The sequence below is a fragment of the Gemella taiwanensis genome, from assembly GCF_054054385.1.
Map to the genome: position 1 here is coordinate 43464 of NZ_JBSMTL010000010.1, position 20021 is coordinate 63484.

Sequence of the window (20021 nt, forward strand, 5' to 3'; positions counted from 1 at the left end):
ATATATTTTATCTTATTTTTGTTTACGACGTTTTAGGTAAACAGTCAGTCCTGCTAAAACTAGAATTGCAGTTCCAGCATAAGCTGTTGCATTATTATCTAATCCTGTTTTTGCCAACAATGAGTTAGATTTTGAAACTTTTCCGAAATCTTCATCTACATTAAATGTATTTTCTTTCTTAGTTTCTTTTCCAACAAAACCACCTAGAATATCTTTAATTGATTTTTTATAGACTTTTTTCTCCGCTTCTTTTAATGTTTCTAATGCTTTATCTACTTCTTCTTGAGTAGCTGTAGCTGAAGCCAATAGCTCTTGTGCTTTTTGAACTGCATCTAGATAAGCTTTCTTATCTTCTGCACTTGCACTTTCAAAACTATCTTTCTCTTTAACCTCTGCTAAATGACCTAGTTGTTCATTTAGTTTTTTCTTATCTACTTTTGGTCCTTCAGGTTGAGGTTTATTTCCTTCTTCTTTCTTAGGTTCTTCAGTTGTTGGTTTCGGCTCTTCTTTTGGAGTTTCAGGTTGCGGTTTACTTCCTTCTTCTTTCTTAGGAGTTTCAGTCATTGGTTTTGGCTCCTCTTTCTTAGGAGTTTCAGTCGCTGGTTTTGATTCCTCTTTCTTAGGTTCTTCAGTTGCCGGTTTTGGCTCTTCTTTCTTAGGTTCTTCAACTACTGACTTAGACTCTTCTTTCTTAGGAGTTTCAGCCGCTGGTTTCGGAGCTTCTACTTCTTTACCATCAAGAGCGTTTTCAGCTTGTTGTAATTTTTCTAACACTGCTTTAACTTCTTCTACAGTTGCATCTTTATTATCAAGAACTGCTGTCGCTTCTTTTATAGCATTTACGAAGTTATCTTTTTTATCTTGTCCTACATTTTTGAATTTAACCTCAGTTTGAAGTTTTTCAGTTTCTTTTAATTTTTCGATTAATTTAGCTTTATCTACTTCTTTCTTAACTTCTTGTTGTTGTGAATTAGCTAATGTTACTTTAGCTGCGTTTAGAGTTGCTACTGCGCTATTTACTTCTTCTTGAGTTGCATTTTCATTTTCAAGAACTTTCTTAGCTGCCTCTAATGCTTTGTTATATGCATCTTTAGCTTCGATAGTTGCATTTTTATACTCTTTAGTTTCATCTAACGCTTTATCCGCTTCTATTGCTTTTTGAAGCTCCGTTTTATTCACTTCTGCTTTTTTCTCAACTGGAGCATTTTTTGGAGTTAATGCTACGAAGTTACTGAAGCTATCAGTAGTGAATGTTAGCTTACCATCTGCATAATTAACACTGCTTACGGCTGTTAATTTTCCATCTTTTTCGTGGAAGAATCTTTCTGGCGCTTTCGCTAAATCTAAAGTTACCACTCTATCACCAGGAACTTTAACTTCTTTTCCTGTTGCATCTACAATATGAATATCAAAGTATTCAACATCATATTTACTTAGATCTACATTACCTTCTGTTAATTGTTTTTGAATATTTGCTTTTTCTTCTGCAGTTGGTTCTGTTACGACAAGTTTGTAATTATTGTAAAGTTTCTTCTCAGTGAAATCTACTGTACCTTGTGCTTTAGAGTTCTCAGTAGTTCCTACACTTGCTACTTTTTCTGCAACATTTAGAACAACTTGTTTCTTATTATGACCATCTTTTACTACTAATTCAAAATTGTTTTCCGCTGGAGTATATCCTTCAGGTGTAGCTATTTGAATTGTGTATGTTCCATTTTCTAAGTTTTTCTGGAAGGCATTTTTTCCGTATAAACTTCTTGGAAGTGATATTTTAGTGCCATCTTGAGCTACTGCATAAACTTTTGTTCCTGCTGGAACTTGTTTGTCGAAACTGATTTCTGTAGCATTTCTGCTGATTTCATCTACCCTAAACTCAACCTCTTTTGTCGGTCTATCTTTAGTTATTTCGAAGTCAACTTTTGATGGTGTAAGTAGTTTGTACTCTCCATCAACCATAACTACTTCAACAGTATATTTACCAAACGGTAATGCTTGGTATGTACGTTTATTTCTAGAGAAGTCTTCCCCTACGATTTCACCTTTTTCATTAGTGATCTTGTAACGCAAGCGACGTGAATTGTTTCCAGTTCCATCACCTTTCTTAACTTCTACTTCAAGACTTCCTTTACCATTACCTTCAACATTTGATAAATTAATACTATCTTTGTTGTCTGCGAAGTCTTTTACTTCAAAAGTAAGATCTTTTAATTCTACACCTTCTGGAATTGTGTAACTTCCATCTTCATTTGCTGCAATAGTATTTTTACCATAGCTTAATTTTTTGTAGAATACTCCACTTCCATCTTCTAGTACTGGATATGGTGTGAATTTACGAGTTGCTTCATCGTAGTAACCACCGTTAGCACCTGTGATTTTCGGAGCTTTTCTATCGATTACTACATTGAATGTTGTCTCTTGCATATCTGCACCACTTACTGCTGCACTATAAGAAACTACATATTGGTATTCTCCATCTGGAAGAGGGTTACCATTATTATCAACACCTTTCCAGTTTGTCATAGTTAATGATGTGTATTTTTTACTTGTGTTATTGTAGAAGTTTTTGTTACCAGAACCATTACCATTTTGGTAAAGTGGATTTTTACGTTCTACATCATCTTTAGCATATACTGAAAGTTTTAGGTTTTCGAAGTTACGGTAAAATACCCCTCTCATTCCTATTTCATCATAATTTTCATCACCATTTGGTGAGAAGAAAATTTTATCAGTAAAGAATCTTTCGCCAGTAACAGGATTTACATACGCTCCTGCTAGTGTTCTCTTATCTTTTTTATCTTCTTTGTATGTTGTTAACATTCCAGTGAAGTTCATTTCCGTTAATGAATCCCAGTTATTAGGATTTGAAGTATAACCATATTCATATGTTGGTTTTTCTCCATTTTTCATAGAGTAGATTGGTTTTTCTAACACTGGTAGATTTTGGAACTGACCTTTAAATCCTACAAATGGAATACTTGCTTTTAATGCACTTTCTTCATCATAAAAAGTTACAAATCCTTCTAGATAATATCCATTAGTGAATACTTTTTCCAATTCTTCTTTGAAGTTCGTAGCATCAACTGTAATTTCAACTTCTTTTTCACCATTCGCTGGAACTTCTACTGTAGCCCAATCAGTTGTCACTAACTTCTTAGGTGTCATTGTCAGTCTTCCACTCCAGTCAGCCCCTGCATCTTCACCATAATAATTATCTGTAGTAAGGTGAGCTGCATATTGTAGGTTTTGAGCTTTGTCTGATAGATTGTGTAATACTAATTTAAAAGTAAATTTATCTCCAACATTTCCTAAAGAAACACTTCCATAGTTATTTTCTCCAGTTACATAAAGGTCTCCATATGCTGCTTTATTCGCATCTATTAAACCTGCACCTTGAAGACGTGGTGATCTATATGCTGTTGTGTATCCATCAGAATATACTTGAGGATTGGCTGTACTCATGATTAATCTCTTCGCTAAGCCTTGAATTTCTTCTGCACTTAAGTTCGGGAATCTTTCTGATAATACTTGTTTCACAAGAGTTATAGCTCCCGCAACGTGTGGTGAAGCCATACTTGTTCCACTATCTAGACCATATCTTCCATCATTATAAGATGATAAGATATCTCCTCCTGGCGCTGTTACGTCAGGTTTTAAATATCCATCAACACTCATTCCCCAACCAGTAGATTCATCGAATTCACCTTTCTTAGGATTATCTTGTTTATCCCATGTTCCATTAAATGTTATTTTATATTCCCCTTCATGAGTAGAAAGTTCATTACCAAATTTATAGTATGTTGTTACTACAGGGAAATCTTTATCCTGACCATTTAATGTTAGATTATAAATAGTATCTCCTTCATTGAAGTAGATTACCGCTCCCGCTGCACCGTATTGTTTAGCTAGTTTAACTTTTTCTTCAAAGCTATTTCCACCACGTTGGATAAGGGCAATTTTCCCAGTTAAATCTTTGTCAGCATAGTTTTCAGCTTTACCAACTCCAACATATACATAATCATATGCTTTTTTCTCAAATTGTTTAGTATAACTAAAAATTGGCATTTTTCCATTATCAAAATCAGCATTATCTTTAAGCTGCTCGATATTTGCTATTTCTCTGTTAAGAACACTATTACTAATATTCGCTACAGAAATTGCATCTTCAGAAACCGATGGTCTTCCTACAGTTCCGTAATCAGGATTAGCTGCACTTGGATTTGTTTGTCCACTAGCAAAGAATGCATTGTTTCCTGCCGCTGCGACTATATTAACTCCAGCTTTTTTCGCAACATCCATTGCACGAACTAAACCATCACCCACTTCTACTACTGAACCAGCTGGTGAACCTAAACTTAGGTTTATCGTATCTGCGCCTAATTTAATAGCATCTTCTATCGCTTTTGTATAAATATAAGACTCTGTTCCAGCATTTTTAGTATCTGAGAATACACGCATAAAAATTAACTGTGCTTCAGGGGCTATACCTGTTACGTAATCACCATTTGTAAATTTCTCCTTAGGATTACCTACAGCAGTCCCAGCAACGTGCATACCATGTGATTTATAAGCACTTTGTTTAATATCATTATTCCAGTCGTTATAGTTAAATGCAAATGGTAATTTTTCACTATACCACTTACCGTAGTCTATACCCGCTTCTTTTTTTATTTTTTCAATTTCATCTTTAGATTTGTATTTAGATTTTGAATTATCTGATAATCTAAGCACAGGATGATTAGGATCCAGTCCAGAATCTAATACTGCGACAACTTTTCCTTGTCCTCTATATCCTTTATTCCAAAGAGGTTGTATATTAATAAGATTATAACTGTCTAAAGCTTTAGAAAAATCATTAGCTTCAGTGCTGTCTTTCTTTTCCTCTTCGCTTGCTATATTTTCTGGTTTATTGTAGCTGACACTCATTTCAACAGTATCTACAAAGTCTAACTCTTGAATTTTTTTAGCATTCGAGAATGTAGTCTCTAAGGCAAAACCATTCATCAATGTATCGTACTCAAACAGTTTTTCATAATCGATACCTTTATCTTTAATATCTTTTAACGCCTTTTCCCTAGGTGCTTTTGTTGATTCCGTAACTTCTTTAATTCCTTCTTTAGTTTTTAACTTATTAGGATCAACATCACCTTTTAATTTAACAATAACTTTTACCTTATCATCATTTTGGAACTTATGTTCTTCACTTTTTGAAACATTTGATAGCTCGTCTTTTTTTTCTTCTTGAGCTAATGTTATCTTTGATGATACTCCATAATTAAATGTACTGATATTTCCTAGTAGTAATGCTACACTTAGCACACTTACTGCTGTTTTTTTAGCCAGCTTCATTTCTTCATCTCCTATCTTTTTAAATATATTTAAAGTATATTTCTATATTTTAACATATAATTTCTGAAAATCAAAATCAATATTCAGATATACAAGTAAAATTAACTAATAGATCTTGTGTTTCTAATTTGTTTTCATTACTCTACACCAATTAAATTTTACAAACACTATAATTTTTAATACAGTATTCTTTAATTTTCCAAACTATACTAAAGTGTGATAAAATAGAAACTAATTAAAAAATATAGTTATGGCGGAGGTAGAATGAAATATTTAACTAGTGAAGAAGTAACTAAAGCGAAAAAAAATATTAGTGAAATAAAACCTTATAAAACTACTAAAGAGATTATCTTTTCTAATATCTTTACTTTTTTCAATGCTATGAACTTGGTCTTAGCAGCATTTATAGCCACGACACTTAGATTTGAAAATATGTTGTTTTTAGGTGTAATTACTATAAATACTGCAATTGGTATTTTTCAAGAAGTTCGTTCGAAAAATGCCCTTGAGAAGTTGAGTTTGCTAGGTAGAAGTAAATACCGAGTAAACCGTGATAATGAAATAATAAATATAGATTCTGAAGAAATCGTCCTTGGAGAATATTTACACTTAAATCTCGGTGATCAGATTCCTGTCGATGCTGAAATCATCGAAGGTAGTATCGAGGTCGACGAATCACTATTAACCGGTGAAAGTGACAATATCTTTAAGACTGCTGGTGATAAAGTAATGAGTGGTAGTAACGTAGTTAGTGGTAGTTGTTTAGTAAAGGCTATTGCTGTCGGAGAGGATAGTTATATCAACAAACTTGCTAAAAGCACTAAAGAATTTAAGAAATATCCATCGAAACTTCGTGACTATATGGATAAGATCTTAAAAGTTATATCTATTCTATTAGTACCTGTCGCAATTATGCTATACATCCGTGGTGCTAGTCTGGGACGTGGTTATGTAGAAATAGTCCTACGTAGTGCTGGAGCTTTAGTAGGTATGATTCCAGAAGGTTTAATACTTCTTGTCAGCGTCTCTCTTGCGGTTGCTGCGATGAAACTTGCTAAAAAGAAAGTTTTAGTTCAAGAACTATACTGCGTGGAAACTCTTGCTAGAGTAGATGTTCTTTGTTTCGATAAAACAGGAACTATTACTACAGGTAATATGAACGTTGTAGAAATTGATGATAAAGTTGCAGAAAAATTATCAAGTTATCTTGCATACTTCGATGATGAAAATGCGACTTCTAGAGCTTTAAAAAATTATTTAACATGTGAAAAACAGTGGGATGTAGAGGAATTAGGAGCCTTTTCTAGTAAAAATAAATACTCATTTATAAAACTAAAAAATGGTGGAACATATTTCTTCGGGGCATATGAATTTTTAGGTTTCTCAGATGAAATGAATAAATACTACGAGAATCTGAAAAAAGAAGGTTATCGAATATTATCATTAGCCTATACTGAAGACAGTACAAACGTCCCTACTAATATGAAACTTGTAGGACATGTAGTTCTATCGGATGAAATAAAAGAAAATACAAAAGAAACATTCAAATACTTTGAATCTCAAGGTGTTGAAGTAAAAATAATTAGTGGAGACAACCATGTAGCCGTGTACGGTGTCGCTAAGAAAGCTGGTTTCAAAGAAGATGCTAAGGCTATCGATATGACTAAAGTTACTGATGCGGAGTTCGAAAAAACTGTTCTTGAGAATGATATTTTTGGACGTGTTACTCCAGAACAAAAACAAAAAATGGTAGCCGTATTACAAAAGGCTGGTAAGACTGTCGCTATGAGTGGCGACGGCGTTAACGATGTTCTTGCCTTAAAAAAGGCTGATATTAGTTTTGCTATGAATGGTGCTACCAGCGCTGCAAAAAGCGTATCAAACATCGTATTTTTAACAGATGACTTCGGAGTATTCTACGATATACTTATGGAAGGTCGTCGTGTTATTAATAACATTCAAAAGGTGGCTTCCCTATTCCTAACAAAGACATTCTTCTCGATTGTTTTCTCAATACTTAGTGTAATCTTCGCCTTGGAGTTCGCATTTATTCCGATTCAGTTCACGATAATTTCAGCGATAACAATCGGTATTCCATCCTTCTTCCTGACTTTTGAAGCGAATAAGGAAAAGGTAAGCAATAACTTCATGAAGGATATACTGACAAACGCTGCAATCGGTGGTGGTATTTTAGTAGCTACAGTGCTACTGACAAACTTTGCTATCACAGACAATTCACAAGCGAAATTCATCTGTTTCCTTCTTGCGTTAATAAACGGACTTTGTATGGTTGCTAAAGTCAGCCTACCTCTTAATAAATATAAAATCGCACTACTTTCTCTGTTGAGTATAGCTGCAATTATAGGAGTAGGAGTTAATATATTTATCTTGAAAAATTACTTTACACCATTAGTATTTTCTCAAGTAATTTATATAGTCATACTTGCGCTCGTAATCTCAACAGTTCACTTCTTTACGAGAAGAAAATAGAAATTTTATCGCTCATTTATCGCTCACTTTAGATTGTGAATATCACCTAAACATTGATATAATAACTTTTCAAAAGAACATAACAAAACCCTAGACTTGGTTAGTTCCAAATCTAGGGTTTCTTTATTATTCTTCCTCTAAAGATTTATCCTCGTTTGAGTCAGTTTTTTCTTTTTCTACTTCAGCTTCTTCTTGAGCTTTTTTCTCAGCTTCTTCTTTGGCTTTACGAGCTTGTTCTTCGTAATATTTCTTATTAACTACTTTATCTAGTTGTTCTGCTTCTCTTTCGTCTAAGTCTTTTGGCATTTTACCAAATTGGTAAAGAGCAACGATTTCTTTTCTATCGATTGTTTCAACTTCGATAAGAGTTTGTGCAATAAGTTCTAATTGTTCTCTGTGAGTTTCAATAATGTGAAGAACTTTTGAGTAACATTCGTTAATAATTTTACGAACTTCTTTATCGATTTCTTTCAGCATTTCTTCTGAATAGTTACCGATACTTGAAAGTTGACGTCCACCATATGGATCGTGGAATGGAGCTTGCATTGGACCTACAGCTTCACTCATACCATATTCTGTAACCATCGCACGTGCAATAGCTGTTACACGTTCAAAGTCATTGTGAGCACCTGTAGACACTTCGTTAAAGAAGATTTGCTCTGCAGCACGTCCACCAAGTAATCCACAAATTTTGTCGATTAAATCTGTACGAGTTTGGAAGTATTTTTCTTCTTCCGGAATCATAAGGTTATATCCACCAGCATCACCACGTGGGATAATAGTAACTTTTTGCACTTTATCAGCACTATCAAGTACCATACCCACGATTGCGTGACCTGCTTCGTGATAAGCTACTAAACGTTTTTCTTTTGGAGTATATACTCTACTACGTTTAGCTGGACCACCGATTACTCTGTCCATAGCTTCATCTAGATCTTCTTTATCAATACTAGATTTGTTTTCACGAGCTGCTAATAACGCTGCTTCATTAAGGATATTAGCAAGATCCGCACCAGAGAATCCTGGAGTTTTTTCTGCTAATGAACGAAGTTCAACACCTTTAGCAAGTGGTTTATTTTTAGCATGTACTTTAAGAATTGCTTCACGACCTTTTACATCAGGTGTAGAAACTTTAATTTGTCTGTCAAAACGACCTGGTCTTCTAAGGGCGTTATCTAATACGTCAGCACGGTTAGTAGCTGCAATTACGATAATACCTTTTTCACCATCGAATCCATCCATTTCAACAAGAAGTTGGTTAAGAGTTTGTTCACGTTCGTCATTTCCTCCACCTACTCCGCTTCCACGTTTACGTCCTACAGCATCAATCTCATCGATGAAAATGATACATGGCGCATTTTTTTCAGCTTCTTTGAATAGGTCACGAACACGACTAGCCCCAACCCCTACGAACATCTCAACGAAGTCAGATCCTGAGATTGAGAAGAATGGTACTTTTGCTTCACCAGCTACAGCACGAGCTAGTAAAGTTTTACCAGTCCCTGGAGGCCCCTCAAGTAAGACACCTTTAGGGATTCTAGCACCCATTTTAGTGAATTTACGGTGATCTTTTAAGAACTCAACCATTTCTGCAAGTTCTTGTTTTTCTTCATCAGCTCCAGCTACATCTTTGAATGTAACTTTTGCTTCTCCGCCATCGATTTTTTTAGCTTTAGATTTTTGGAAGCTCATTACTTTACCTCCACCGCCACCTTGCATTTGTGACATAAAGAAAACTAATAGCCCCATCATTAAGATAAATGGAATAATATTACCTAAGAATGATAAGATTGCTCCAGTTTTTTCAGCTGGTTTATATTCTACTACACTTAATTTTCCATCTTTAGCTTTTTCATTAATTTGTTTTTGTACTTCAGAATCAGATGCTGCAACTACACTCTCGAAGTTCTTATTTCCTTCTGAGTATGTACCTTTAACATTGTAGTTCTCATCTTTTCTTTGTAGACTTATTTCTTTAACCTTGTCATCTTTAATAGTCTGAACAAGTTTAGCATAGTCTATTTTTTCAGTTGTCCCAGGTAAATCTTGCTGCCAATAAGCAAATAATCCAATCGCAATAACGATTAACGCAAGCATACCAAGGATAGGGTTTTGTCTTTTTTTATTATTCATATAGACAATTTTCCTCCTATCATTTTTCTAAACATAATTTATTTTACCATATGTAACTAAAGTTTGACTAATATTTTGACCTTTTTTGATTAAAATATTATTATGAGTAAATTTCTTCTTTTAGAACACCGATATAAGGTAAGTTTCTATATCTCTCATCATAGTCTAAACCAAACCCTACTAGGAATTCATTTGGTGAAACTATTCCGATGTAATCAGCTTCAACATCAACTACACGAGTTTCAGGTTTATCTACTAGTGAAGCACATGCTACAGAAGCAACATTTCTTCCTTTTAGGTTTTCAATAAGAGCTTTAAGAGTTCTTCCTGTATCTACGATGTCTTCAACGATAATTACGTGACGACCTTCGATATCCATTCCACAATCTTTTTTGATTTTAATTACACCAGAAGATTCAGTTCCTCCGTGATAACTAGATACATCCATGAAGTCTGTAACTACATGAATATCAATATGCTTCATAAGTTCTGCCATAAAAGGTAATGCACCTTTTAATGTACAAATTAGAACAGGACATTTATCTTTATAATCCTCTTCAATTTGTTTAGCGATTCTTTTACTAGCAACTACGATTTCCTCGTGTGTAAATAGAACTTTCTCGATATCTTTTAATAAATTTTCCACTGTTTTATCCTTTCATGTTTATATAATAATCATATTTTTTATTTTTGTTAACTTTAGTATTTATTCCTAAAACTCCTAATACCCCATCTTTATTACGAATTACTGGAAGTTTATCTCTAAGTTCCTTAGGAATCTTTTCATCGATAAAAAGACGTGAAAGTTTTTTACTAACCTTACCTCTTTGAATCCTATCTCCATCTCTCTTAGTCGTAACTACGAGCGGTAAGTCTTCCTTGTTAAATCCTACTTCTGATGAGTTATTAGTTGTCGTTATTAGAAAATTACTCTGATGAAATGTATAAACTTTATTAATATCTACTTCATCTATTATTAATTCTATCCTATCATTATAACATTTTTTTTCGATTTTATGAATATAAATACTATTATATTCGCTAATTATTTTTAAATTATTTTTTAAATCATAACTTTTGTTGTTATTTCTACTTTTTAAGTCTTCTATTATTGCAAATAGCGCTCTTTGTTTCACATCGAAAATACTAAAATTATTTGCTAATATATCTCTTAACAAGAAGTAAATTTCTTCTTTAGTATTTTTTAATAATTTTTCTTTGTTTAATGCGACCTTACCTTCTGCTTCAAAAATCACATAGTCAGCTTTGTTTTCTAATACTTTATTTCTTAATTCAGTATTAACATTTTGATAATAACTAGAAAAATTGATTAAATTATCAAAACTTGCAGCATTCACATCTTTTAATAGAGGTACGATGTTGTGCCTTATATTATTTCTAGTGTAGTCTGTATCGAAGTTTGTTGAATCAACGTAGTATTTCAAGTTATTTTCATCAGCGTACTGCTCAAGTTCAACCTTTAAAACACTTAATAATGGACGATAAACCTCTAACTCTCCAATAGTAGTCTGTTCTTCTATCATTAAGTTATAATCCATACTACGCCCGCTAAGGAGTCTCATAAGAATATTTTCTACCTGATCATTTTTATGGTGCGCAGTTATTAACTTCACTCCACCCTCTAATGAAGACATTTCCTCAAATGCTTCATAACGTAGTTTCCTTGCGAGCATTTCCTCTGATGTGTGGCTATCTCTTGCCAGTTCATTCATATTTAGCTCTTTTTTGTAGAACTTCACGTTATAGTTTTTAACGAAATTCTCTACAAATTCAGCTTCTTCATAGGACGGCTCTCTTAAACCATGATTTATATGGAATACTACCAGTTCCTCATAGCTTTCTTTATACTTCGTTACAAGTAGATGAAACAGAACAATAGAATCTACCCCTCCTGACAGACCTAGTGCTATTTTATCAGTTTTTTGCCATAAAATATTAATGTCCATCTAGATAACCTCTCTCTTGAAGACCTTTCTTTATTTTTTCAAACTTATCTTCAGCTTGCTTCGTCGTTGAGATTATATTTTCTAGTAACCCTTCTGGGGCTGGTAGAATTTCTTTTTTCTCTTCTTTTTCCTCAGACAGCTCGGTAATATTACTCTTCTTACCTTTTCCTACAGAAATCTTCATATTTCCTATGAATTGAAGTTTTTTCAAGTCTTTTAAAGTTTTTGTCTCCTGTTTAGATTCCTGTTTTTCTTCCTGTACTTCCTGTTTTTTCTGAATCTCTGGTTGTTCTTTAACTTCTTTTTTAATTGGCGTCTTCGGCTTATTTTTCTTTTTATTCTGTTTTTCTTTTGAGTTTTTCTCTACTTTTTTCTTCTCACCTTCGACTTGTTTTAACTCTTTTTGTGTTAAGATCACTAAAGAATCTTTTGTATTTTTTTCCTCAGCTTTAATAACAAAACCAACTGAAAAAATTTCCTCTAACTTTTTCTTTTTACCTATAAACATATTTTCCTTAGGTAAAAATGCATCTTTACCATTTTCTAGTTTTATATACAGCCCTTTACTTTCAACCTTTGTTACCTTTCCTGAAACTTTACTCATTCAATCACCTCGCTATCAATTTAGATGTAAACTATATAATCTTAATAGTTTAAACCTCGTAAATCATTCCTATTTGTTTCACTTAAATATTATACCACACTCTATTCATCTATTGAAATATCAAAGATAATTCAAAGCTATATCCTCAAAAATATTAATCTGTATCATTAAGTAACAATTAATTAATATAAATTTTTTTAATATTACTATAAAAAAATACAATTAGTAAATTTTGTATAAATCCATTATAATTAAAGTATAGAAATCGTTTTCAATAATACGAAATTTAAGGAGTGATAAATTATGAAAATTGTTAAACAAGGACCATTTACATTCGAAGATTCGATAAAGAAACCAGCTGAATTGTTCCCTATGTATCAAGTTCTAAACGAAGATGGTGAAGTTACTAATCCAGATTTATTTCCTGATATTAGTGATGAAAAACTAGTGGAATTAATGAAAGTTCTAGTTTTTGGTAGAACATATGACGAGAGAGTAATTATTTTAAATAGACAAGGGGCTCTAGGTAACTACCCACCTGCCGGTGGTCAAGAAGCTAGTCAATTAGCGACAACCTTCGCCCTTGAAAAAAATGATTTTCTTGTTCCTACCTATCGTGATATTCCGCCACTACTTATTCGCGGCTTAACAATAGAACAAGCTTTTTTATGGTATAAAGGTCATTTAAAAGCTAACCAATATCCTGAATCATTATGCGCCTTCTCTCCTCAAGTTATTGTAGGTGGACAGATGCCACATGCTGCTGGGGTTGCTTTTGGAAAACGACTAAAAGGGGAAAATAATGTTGTACTAGCATTTTGTGGAGATGGTGGATCTTCTCAAGGAGACTTCTATGAAGGATTAAACTTTGCTGGAGTGTATAATGCTCCTTTAATTACTATTTTACAAAATAATGGATATGGTATCTCTACTCCTATATCTAAACAGACTAAAGCAATAACTCTAGCACAAAAAGGGGTTGCTGCTGGTATCGCTAGTATAAAAGTAGATGGTATGGATCCATTAGCTATGTATGCCGCTGTAACTAAAGCTCGCGAATACGCAATTGAGCATGGACCAGTTTTAATCGAAGCATTTACTTATCGTCTAGGACCACACACTATGTCAGATGATCCAACTCGTTATCGTACTGATGAAGAAGTATCATCATGGCAGAAAAAAGATCCACTAATTCGATTAAGAAAATATCTTGAGAAAAAAGGATTATGGAATAGCGAAATAGAAGAAGAAACCATCGATGATGTAAAACGTCAAATTAAAGAAGCGATGGTTGCAATAAACAAAGCTGAAAAACAAAAAGTTTCAACATTTTTAGAAAATATGTTTGAAATTCCTACCCAAAACATTAAAGAACAAATCGAGATATACAAACAAAGGGAGGCGAACTAATATGTCTGAGAAAACTATTGCGCAAGCAGTCACAGAAGCACTTGATTACAAATTAAAAACTGATGAAAAAACTTTAATATTCGGTGAAGACGTCGGGGTTAACGGTGGAGTTTTTAGGATTACAGATGGTTTACAAGCAAAATATGGAGATAAAAGAGTATTAGACACTCCTTTAGCTGAATCAGGTATCTTAGGACTTGCTATTGGACTAGCAGCTGAAGGATTTAGACCTATCCCTGAAATTCAATTTTTAAGTTTTATTTTAGAAGGTTTCGATGCGGTATACTCTCAATTAGCTCGTTTTAGATATCGTTCAGGAAATACTCGAAACATGGCAGTTACTATACGCTCTACATTCGGAGGGCCTGTCCATACTCCTGAATTGCACTCAGATAGCTTAGACGGAATTTTAGCTCAAATTCCTGGACTACGTGTAGTAATTCCTAGTAATCCCTATGATGCAAAAGGATTATTAATTTCTTCTATCGAAAGTAACGACCCAGTTATATTCCTAGAACATCTTAGAATGTATCGTTCAATTAAAGGCGAAGTTCCAGACGAAGGATATCGTGTACCATTAGACAAAGCAAGCGTTGTTAGAGAAGGAACAGATGTTTCAATCATTACATACGGTCTTATGGTTCACTATAGCTTAAAAGCAGCTGAACAATTAGAAAAAGAAGGTATCTCTGTTGAAGTTGTTGACCTTAGAACTATCTCTCCTGTCGATATGGAAACTATTATATCTTCTGTTAAGAAAACAGGACGTGTGATAGTAGTTCAAGAATCTCAACGTCAAGCTGGGGTTGCTGGACAACTTCTATCAGAAATTTCTGAACGTGCATTTATGTATCTAGATGCACCTGTTGGACGAGTTACATCTCCTGATACTACATTTTCATTTGGTTTAGCTGAAGAATATTGGCTACCTACTCCAGCAGATATCGTTAATAAAGTTAAAGAAGTCTATGACTTTTAATGAATGGAGGGACTTAATATGATTTATTCATTTATTTTACCAGATAGTGGAGAAGGACTTCATGAGAGTGAAATTATTCAATGGGGTTTTAAAGTTGGAGAAGCAGTGAAAGAAGATGATATTCTAGTAGAAATTCAAAGTGATAAAGCTGTTGTTGCCCTGCCGTCTCCTGTTTCTGGAACAATTAAAACAATTTATGCAAAAGTTGGGGAAATGGCTAAGGTTGGTTCAGTTATTGTTGATATTGAAACAGATCAAAATGTAGAAGTACACGAGGAACAAGAATCTGCTGAAGTTGAAGATAATACTGCTGCCGAGACTATTAAACCTGTAGAAAAACAAAATAATTCATCTGATGTTGATATTAGATTATTAGCCATCCCTAGAGTAAGAAAATACGCTAGAGATAAAGGGGTCGATCTTAGACTAGTACCTGCCACTGGTAAGCGCGGTTTGGTTACAATCGAAGATATTGAAAATTACCTTAATAACAGTACTGTTAAAGAAGTTGAACCAGTTCAGCAACCTCAAGTTGTGAGCGAAGTTATTAGCGAAAAACCTGAAGTGGCAGCAGTTCCAAAATTTGAACCTACTCCTTCAAATAGTACTAACAATACTACAAGAGTACCTATGACAAACATCAGAAAAGCTATTGCACGTGCAATGGTTAATAGTAAAGCTATTTCACCTCACGTAACAGTTCTAGATCAAGTAAATGTTGAAAAACTTGTTGAACATAGAAATAGAATGAAACAAATAGCAAAAGACAGAGATATTAAACTTACATACACAGCATATTTCATAAAAGCTGTGGCAGCCACTCTTGCAAAATTCCCAGAGTTAAATGCCTCTGTAGATAACGAAAAATTAGAGATAATATATAAAAATTACATTAATATTGGTGTTGCAACCGATACTGAACATGGTTTATTCGTACCAAACATTAAGAATGCTAACTTCAAGAGTCTATTCAAAATAGCTCGTGAACTAGATGAGAACACAGCTCTTGCTCATGCTGGAAAATTAGGCAGAGATAAACAGACTGATGGTTCTATGACTATTACAAATGTTGGAGCAATTGCTACTAGCGGTGTTTGGGCTACACCAATCATCAATCAACCCGAAGTAGCTATACTAGGATTTGGACGTTTCGAAGAAACATTCATCCCAGATGAAAACAAACAACCAAAACTTGTCCCAATGCTTAAACTTTCATTCTCATTTGACCACAGAATCGTAGATGGTGGTACAGCACAACGTGCACTAAATACTGTTAAAGAATATTTAGCAGAGCCTGACTTATTGTTGGTGGAGGGATAATTATGGTAGTAGGAAATTTTATTCAAGAACTAGATACTATTGTCATTGGTGGTGGCCCTGGTGGTTACGTCGCAGCTATTAAATTAGCTCAACTAGGTAAAAAGGTTACCCTATTTGAGAAAGAAAAAGTAGGTGGAACTTGTTTACATCGTGGTTGTATCCCTTCAAAAGCTCTCATATCTGTAGGACATCAATTTGAAGAAATAAAAAAATCATCTCGTGGAATAAAAGTTGATAATGCAGAAATAGACTTTGTTGAGACGCAACGTTGGAAAAATGAAGAAGTTGTAGAAACTTTACACAAAGGTGTTCAAGGCTTATTGAAAAAGAATGGTGTTAATGTAATTTATGGTGAGGTTAATTTTATAGACGATAAAACTATCAGCGTAATTTTAGACGAATTCCATAATAATACTTATCATTTTAAAGAAGCTATTATCGCAACTGGAACACAACCAATAGAAATTAAAGGATTTAAATTCAAAGATCGCATACTTAGTTCTACTGAAGTTTTAAATCTTACTGAAGTTCCAAAATCGCTAGTTGTTATCGGTGGTGGCTATATTGGCATTGAATTAGCTGGAGCATATGCTTCACTTGGTTCAAAAGTTACTATCATTGAAGGAACAGAAAAAATTTTACGAGTTTTTGAAGATGATATAGCCAATGTAGTAATTGAAGAACTAAAAAATAAAGGTGTAGAAATTATCACGAATGCCACTGCTAATAACGCAAAAAGCACTGACAATTCTGTCATCACGAACTACTCTGTTGATGGAAAAGAATTTACTATAGAATCAGATTATGTTTTGGTATCTGTTGGTAGAAAAGCAAAATTCGACGAACTTGGCTTAGAGTATGCCGGCGTTGAAGTTACAGATCGCGGATTAATTAAAGTTGATGAACAACGTAGAACGACTAAAGAACATATATTTGCTATTGGTGATATCGTAGAAGGCCCTACATTAGCTCATAAAGCAATGTATGAAGCAAAAATCGCTGCTGAAGCATTAAATGGAGACAAATCGGCAATAGTCGACTACTTTGCCATCCCAACAGTATGCTTTACTACACCTGAAATAGCACTCGTAGGATATACAAAAGCTCAAGCACAAGAAAAAGGTTATGAAGTAGTAACTGGTCAATATTCATTCGGACATAACGGAAGATCTTTATCGATTTCTCAAAGTAAAGGATTCGTCCGTATAGTCGCAATAAAAAACACCAATAAAATTATCGGTGCAGCTATCGTTGGTCCAGGAGCTAGTGATCTAATCGCAGAATTAGCTCTCGCGGTAGAACAAGGACTGACAGTTGATGATATTTCTCTAACTATCCACGGACACCCTTCACTTAATGAAGTCGTGGTTGAAGCAGCCGATATCATTCTAAAAAAAGCAATTCATTCCTAAAATTTAACTTTTAAAGAAAGAACAGGGATGTTTAACTTCTCTGTTTCTTTCTTCATAAAGAAAGGAGAAAATTATGTTAGAAGGTTTTAATCAACTAGATGACATTTTTAAAACAAAAATAACTAAACCTAAAATAATCGTCGTTGTAAAAGCTGCTCAAGATCATGCTCTTCATAGCGTTTTTGAGTTTGCTAACAAAGGCTATTTAGTGCCTATTCTAATAGATTCTAAAGAAAAAATAGATGAATTATTACTAGATATAAATACTAAAAACAGTAATTTTGAAATCATAGATATAGAAGATGATGTATCTGCTGCAAAAAAAGGTATAGAGTTAGTTAGAAAGGGGAAAGCTGACTTTATTATGAAAGGAAATCTTCCTACTTCAACGCTTTTAAGAGAAGTAGTAAATAAAGAAACAGGAATTAAAAAAAGTTCTGTCCTTTTCCACTTAGCATTACTAGATATTCCAAAATATAATAAACTTCTAGGTATAACTGATGGCGGAATGATTCTTGAACCTTCTGAAGAACAGAAAATAAAAATAATCGAAGAAACTTCTAAGATTTTTACATCTCTTGGTTATGAAAAAATAAAATTCAGTCTGTTATCTGCCGCAGAGGTAGTGAATCCTAAACAAAAATCTTCGGTAGAAGCTGATGAAATTTCTAAACACTTCAAAAATAATGAAACACTAATTGTTGAGGGACCATTATCACTCGATATCTCACTTAATAAAAATATTGCACAAGAGAAAAAGTATGCAGGGAATATCCAAGGAGACGCTGATGTTCTAGTAGTTCCTGACATAGTTTCTGGTAACGGTATTTCTAAATCACTAATACTAATGGCAGAAGCCAAAATGGCTGGATTGATACTTGGAGCAGCTGTTCCAATCGTACTAACATCACGCTCCGCTTCTGATACCGAAAAAAAATACTCGTTAATTCTAGCACTACTAGCAGATAAGGAGAATTAATATGAAAAAAATATTCGTTATAAATCCAGGAGCAACTTCTACTAAGGTTGCATACTATGAAAACACTACAGAAATCTTCTCACATGAGATTACCTATTCATTAGAACAACTAAAGCCATTTAATAATATCTTCGAGCAACTACCTCTTAGATTAACTGATATTGAATTACTAATTAAAGAGAAGATACCTAATCATAAGTTTGATGCAGTTGTGGGGCGTGGTGGTCTTCTTCCACCAGTAGATGCTGGGGCTATTCTTGTAGATGAGAATCTTATAGATTGTTTAAAAAATAGACCTCTATTAGAACACGCCTCTAATCTAGGTGCATCACTTGCTAAGAGTGTTGCGGAAAAATTTGGTGTTGAGTCTGCACCTTCTTTCATATATGATCCTGTTACCGTCGATCAAATGAATGATGTTGCTCGTATCTCTGGTTCAAACCTAATCAATAGAAAAAGTGTCGGCCACGCACTTAATATGCGAGCTGTTGCTCATGATGTGGCCAATAAGTTAAATATCCCTTACGAATCGGGAAACTTTATAGTCGTTCATGTCGGTGGTGGTTCTAGTGCTAGTGCGCATGAAAATGGACGTATGGTCGATGTTATTTCGGATGACGAAGTAATGTTTTCTAGCGAACGTACTGGTGGAATCCCACTTAAACAATATATTAACTTATGCTATGAAAAAACTAAATCTGAAGTGACAGAACTTACACGTAAAAAAGGTGGTCTTGTCTCATACTTCGGAACAAATGATGCCAGAAAAATTCATGAACTTATGGATAATGGTGATGAAAAAGCAAAACTAGTATTAGAAGCAATGGCTTATCAAATAGCAAAAGCTATAGGTGAATTAGCTACGGTATTAAAAGGAAAAGTGAATGCTATTATTCTTACCGGTGGAATAGCACGTTCTAATTTTATCTCAGATAAAGTTAGAGAAAGAGTTACATTTATCGCTCCGTTGTTCATTATCCCAGGTGAAAAAGAAATGCAGGCTCTAGCATCAGGCGCACTGAGAGTTCTTAATAACGAAGAAAAATATAATATCTTCGAAAAATAGAACTACTATACTTTAAACTACTGTATGGCCTATAAAAAAGGTAGTGGGCTGATCCAAAAGTCCTAAATTTTAACAAAGTGTTTATGAAAACTCATAGACGCAGTGGTTTATTGATATCTAAATTCGCTTTATAAAAGCTTTTTAGATATCTAATAAACTTTGCGGGGGTGACTCGACAAAATCGATTTTGATATGTACCCCTTTTACTGGACAAACCAGTGAAAGGGGTATTTTTATGCGTTATAGTTTTGAATTTAAAGTAAAATGTGTTGAGATGTATGAAAGAGGGGAATATCCAGAAACACCGAATGGAAT

The 20021-nt window shown here is 33.9% G+C and carries 12 protein-coding genes; 7 read left to right on the plus strand and 5 right to left on the minus strand.

Annotated features, from left to right (window positions below):
* Window positions 1–12 precede the first annotated feature (12 nt).
* Window positions 13–5346, minus strand: a complete 5334-nt coding sequence (locus ACWOA3_RS07215) for a S8 family serine peptidase (RefSeq protein WP_456885015.1) — start codon at window positions 5344–5346, stop codon at window positions 13–15.
* Between the two features lie 264 nt (window positions 5347–5610).
* Between ACWOA3_RS07215 and ACWOA3_RS07220 the strand changes: the two genes are divergently transcribed.
* Entirely contained in the window at window positions 5611–7836 is a 2226-nt protein-coding gene (locus ACWOA3_RS07220) for an HAD-IC family P-type ATPase (RefSeq protein ID WP_456885017.1), read from the plus strand.
* A gap of 126 nt (window positions 7837–7962) precedes the next feature.
* Here the strand turns inward: ACWOA3_RS07220 and ftsH are convergent, their stop codons facing one another.
* The 4 genes from ftsH to ACWOA3_RS07240 all read right to left on the minus strand — a co-directional run bounded on the left by ftsH (window position 7963) and on the right by ACWOA3_RS07240 (window position 12540).
* A complete protein-coding gene (ftsH, locus tag ACWOA3_RS07225; RefSeq protein ID WP_003147593.1) occupies window positions 7963–9969 on the minus strand; it encodes an ATP-dependent zinc metalloprotease FtsH in 2007 nt (668 codons plus the stop codon).
* A gap of 100 nt (window positions 9970–10069) precedes the next feature.
* The gene (hpt, locus tag ACWOA3_RS07230; protein WP_003147592.1) at window positions 10070–10615 is read right to left on the minus strand and encodes a hypoxanthine phosphoribosyltransferase; all 546 of its coding nucleotides are present in this window, start codon (window positions 10613–10615) and stop codon (window positions 10070–10072) included.
* 4 nt (window positions 10616–10619) lie between these two features.
* The gene (gene tilS, locus ACWOA3_RS07235; RefSeq protein ID WP_456885020.1) at window positions 10620–11936 is read right to left on the minus strand and encodes a tRNA lysidine(34) synthetase TilS; all 1317 of its coding nucleotides are present in this window, start codon (window positions 11934–11936) and stop codon (window positions 10620–10622) included.
* Window positions 11926–12540: a S1 RNA-binding domain-containing protein gene (locus ACWOA3_RS07240; RefSeq protein WP_456885022.1), complete on the minus strand. Its 615-nt coding sequence runs from the start codon at window positions 12538–12540 to the stop codon at window positions 11926–11928. Before ACWOA3_RS07240 ends, tilS begins: the two co-directional genes overlap by 11 nt.
* 303 nt (window positions 12541–12843) lie before the next feature.
* Between ACWOA3_RS07240 and pdhA the strand changes: the two genes are divergently transcribed.
* From pdhA to buk, 6 genes are all read left to right on the plus strand, one after another.
* On the plus strand, window positions 12844–13950 hold the full coding sequence (gene pdhA, locus ACWOA3_RS07245) for a pyruvate dehydrogenase (acetyl-transferring) E1 component subunit alpha (RefSeq protein WP_003147589.1): 1107 nt from the start codon (window positions 12844–12846) through the stop codon (window positions 13948–13950).
* Between the two features lies 1 nt (window position 13951).
* Window positions 13952–14929, plus strand: a complete 978-nt coding sequence (locus tag ACWOA3_RS07250; RefSeq protein ID WP_003147587.1) for an alpha-ketoacid dehydrogenase subunit beta — start codon at window positions 13952–13954, stop codon at window positions 14927–14929.
* An 18-nt stretch (window positions 14930–14947) separates the two neighbouring features.
* Window positions 14948–16249 carry a dihydrolipoamide acetyltransferase family protein gene (locus tag ACWOA3_RS07255; protein WP_456885025.1) on the plus strand — a complete coding sequence of 434 codons (1302 nt, stop codon included), beginning with the start codon at window positions 14948–14950 and terminating at the stop codon, window positions 16247–16249.
* A 2-nt stretch (window positions 16250–16251) separates the two neighbouring features.
* On the plus strand, window positions 16252–17661 hold the full coding sequence (gene lpdA, locus ACWOA3_RS07260; RefSeq protein WP_456885027.1) for a dihydrolipoyl dehydrogenase: 1410 nt from the start codon (window positions 16252–16254) through the stop codon (window positions 17659–17661).
* Window positions 17662–17734: 73 nt separating this feature from the next.
* A complete protein-coding gene (locus tag ACWOA3_RS07265; RefSeq protein WP_456885028.1) occupies window positions 17735–18640 on the plus strand; it encodes a phosphate acyltransferase in 906 nt (301 codons plus the stop codon).
* Between the two features lies 1 nt (window position 18641).
* On the plus strand, window positions 18642–19706 hold the full coding sequence (buk, locus tag ACWOA3_RS07270) for a butyrate kinase (RefSeq protein WP_442566446.1): 1065 nt from the start codon (window positions 18642–18644) through the stop codon (window positions 19704–19706).
* Window positions 19707–20021: the final 315 nt, after the last annotated feature.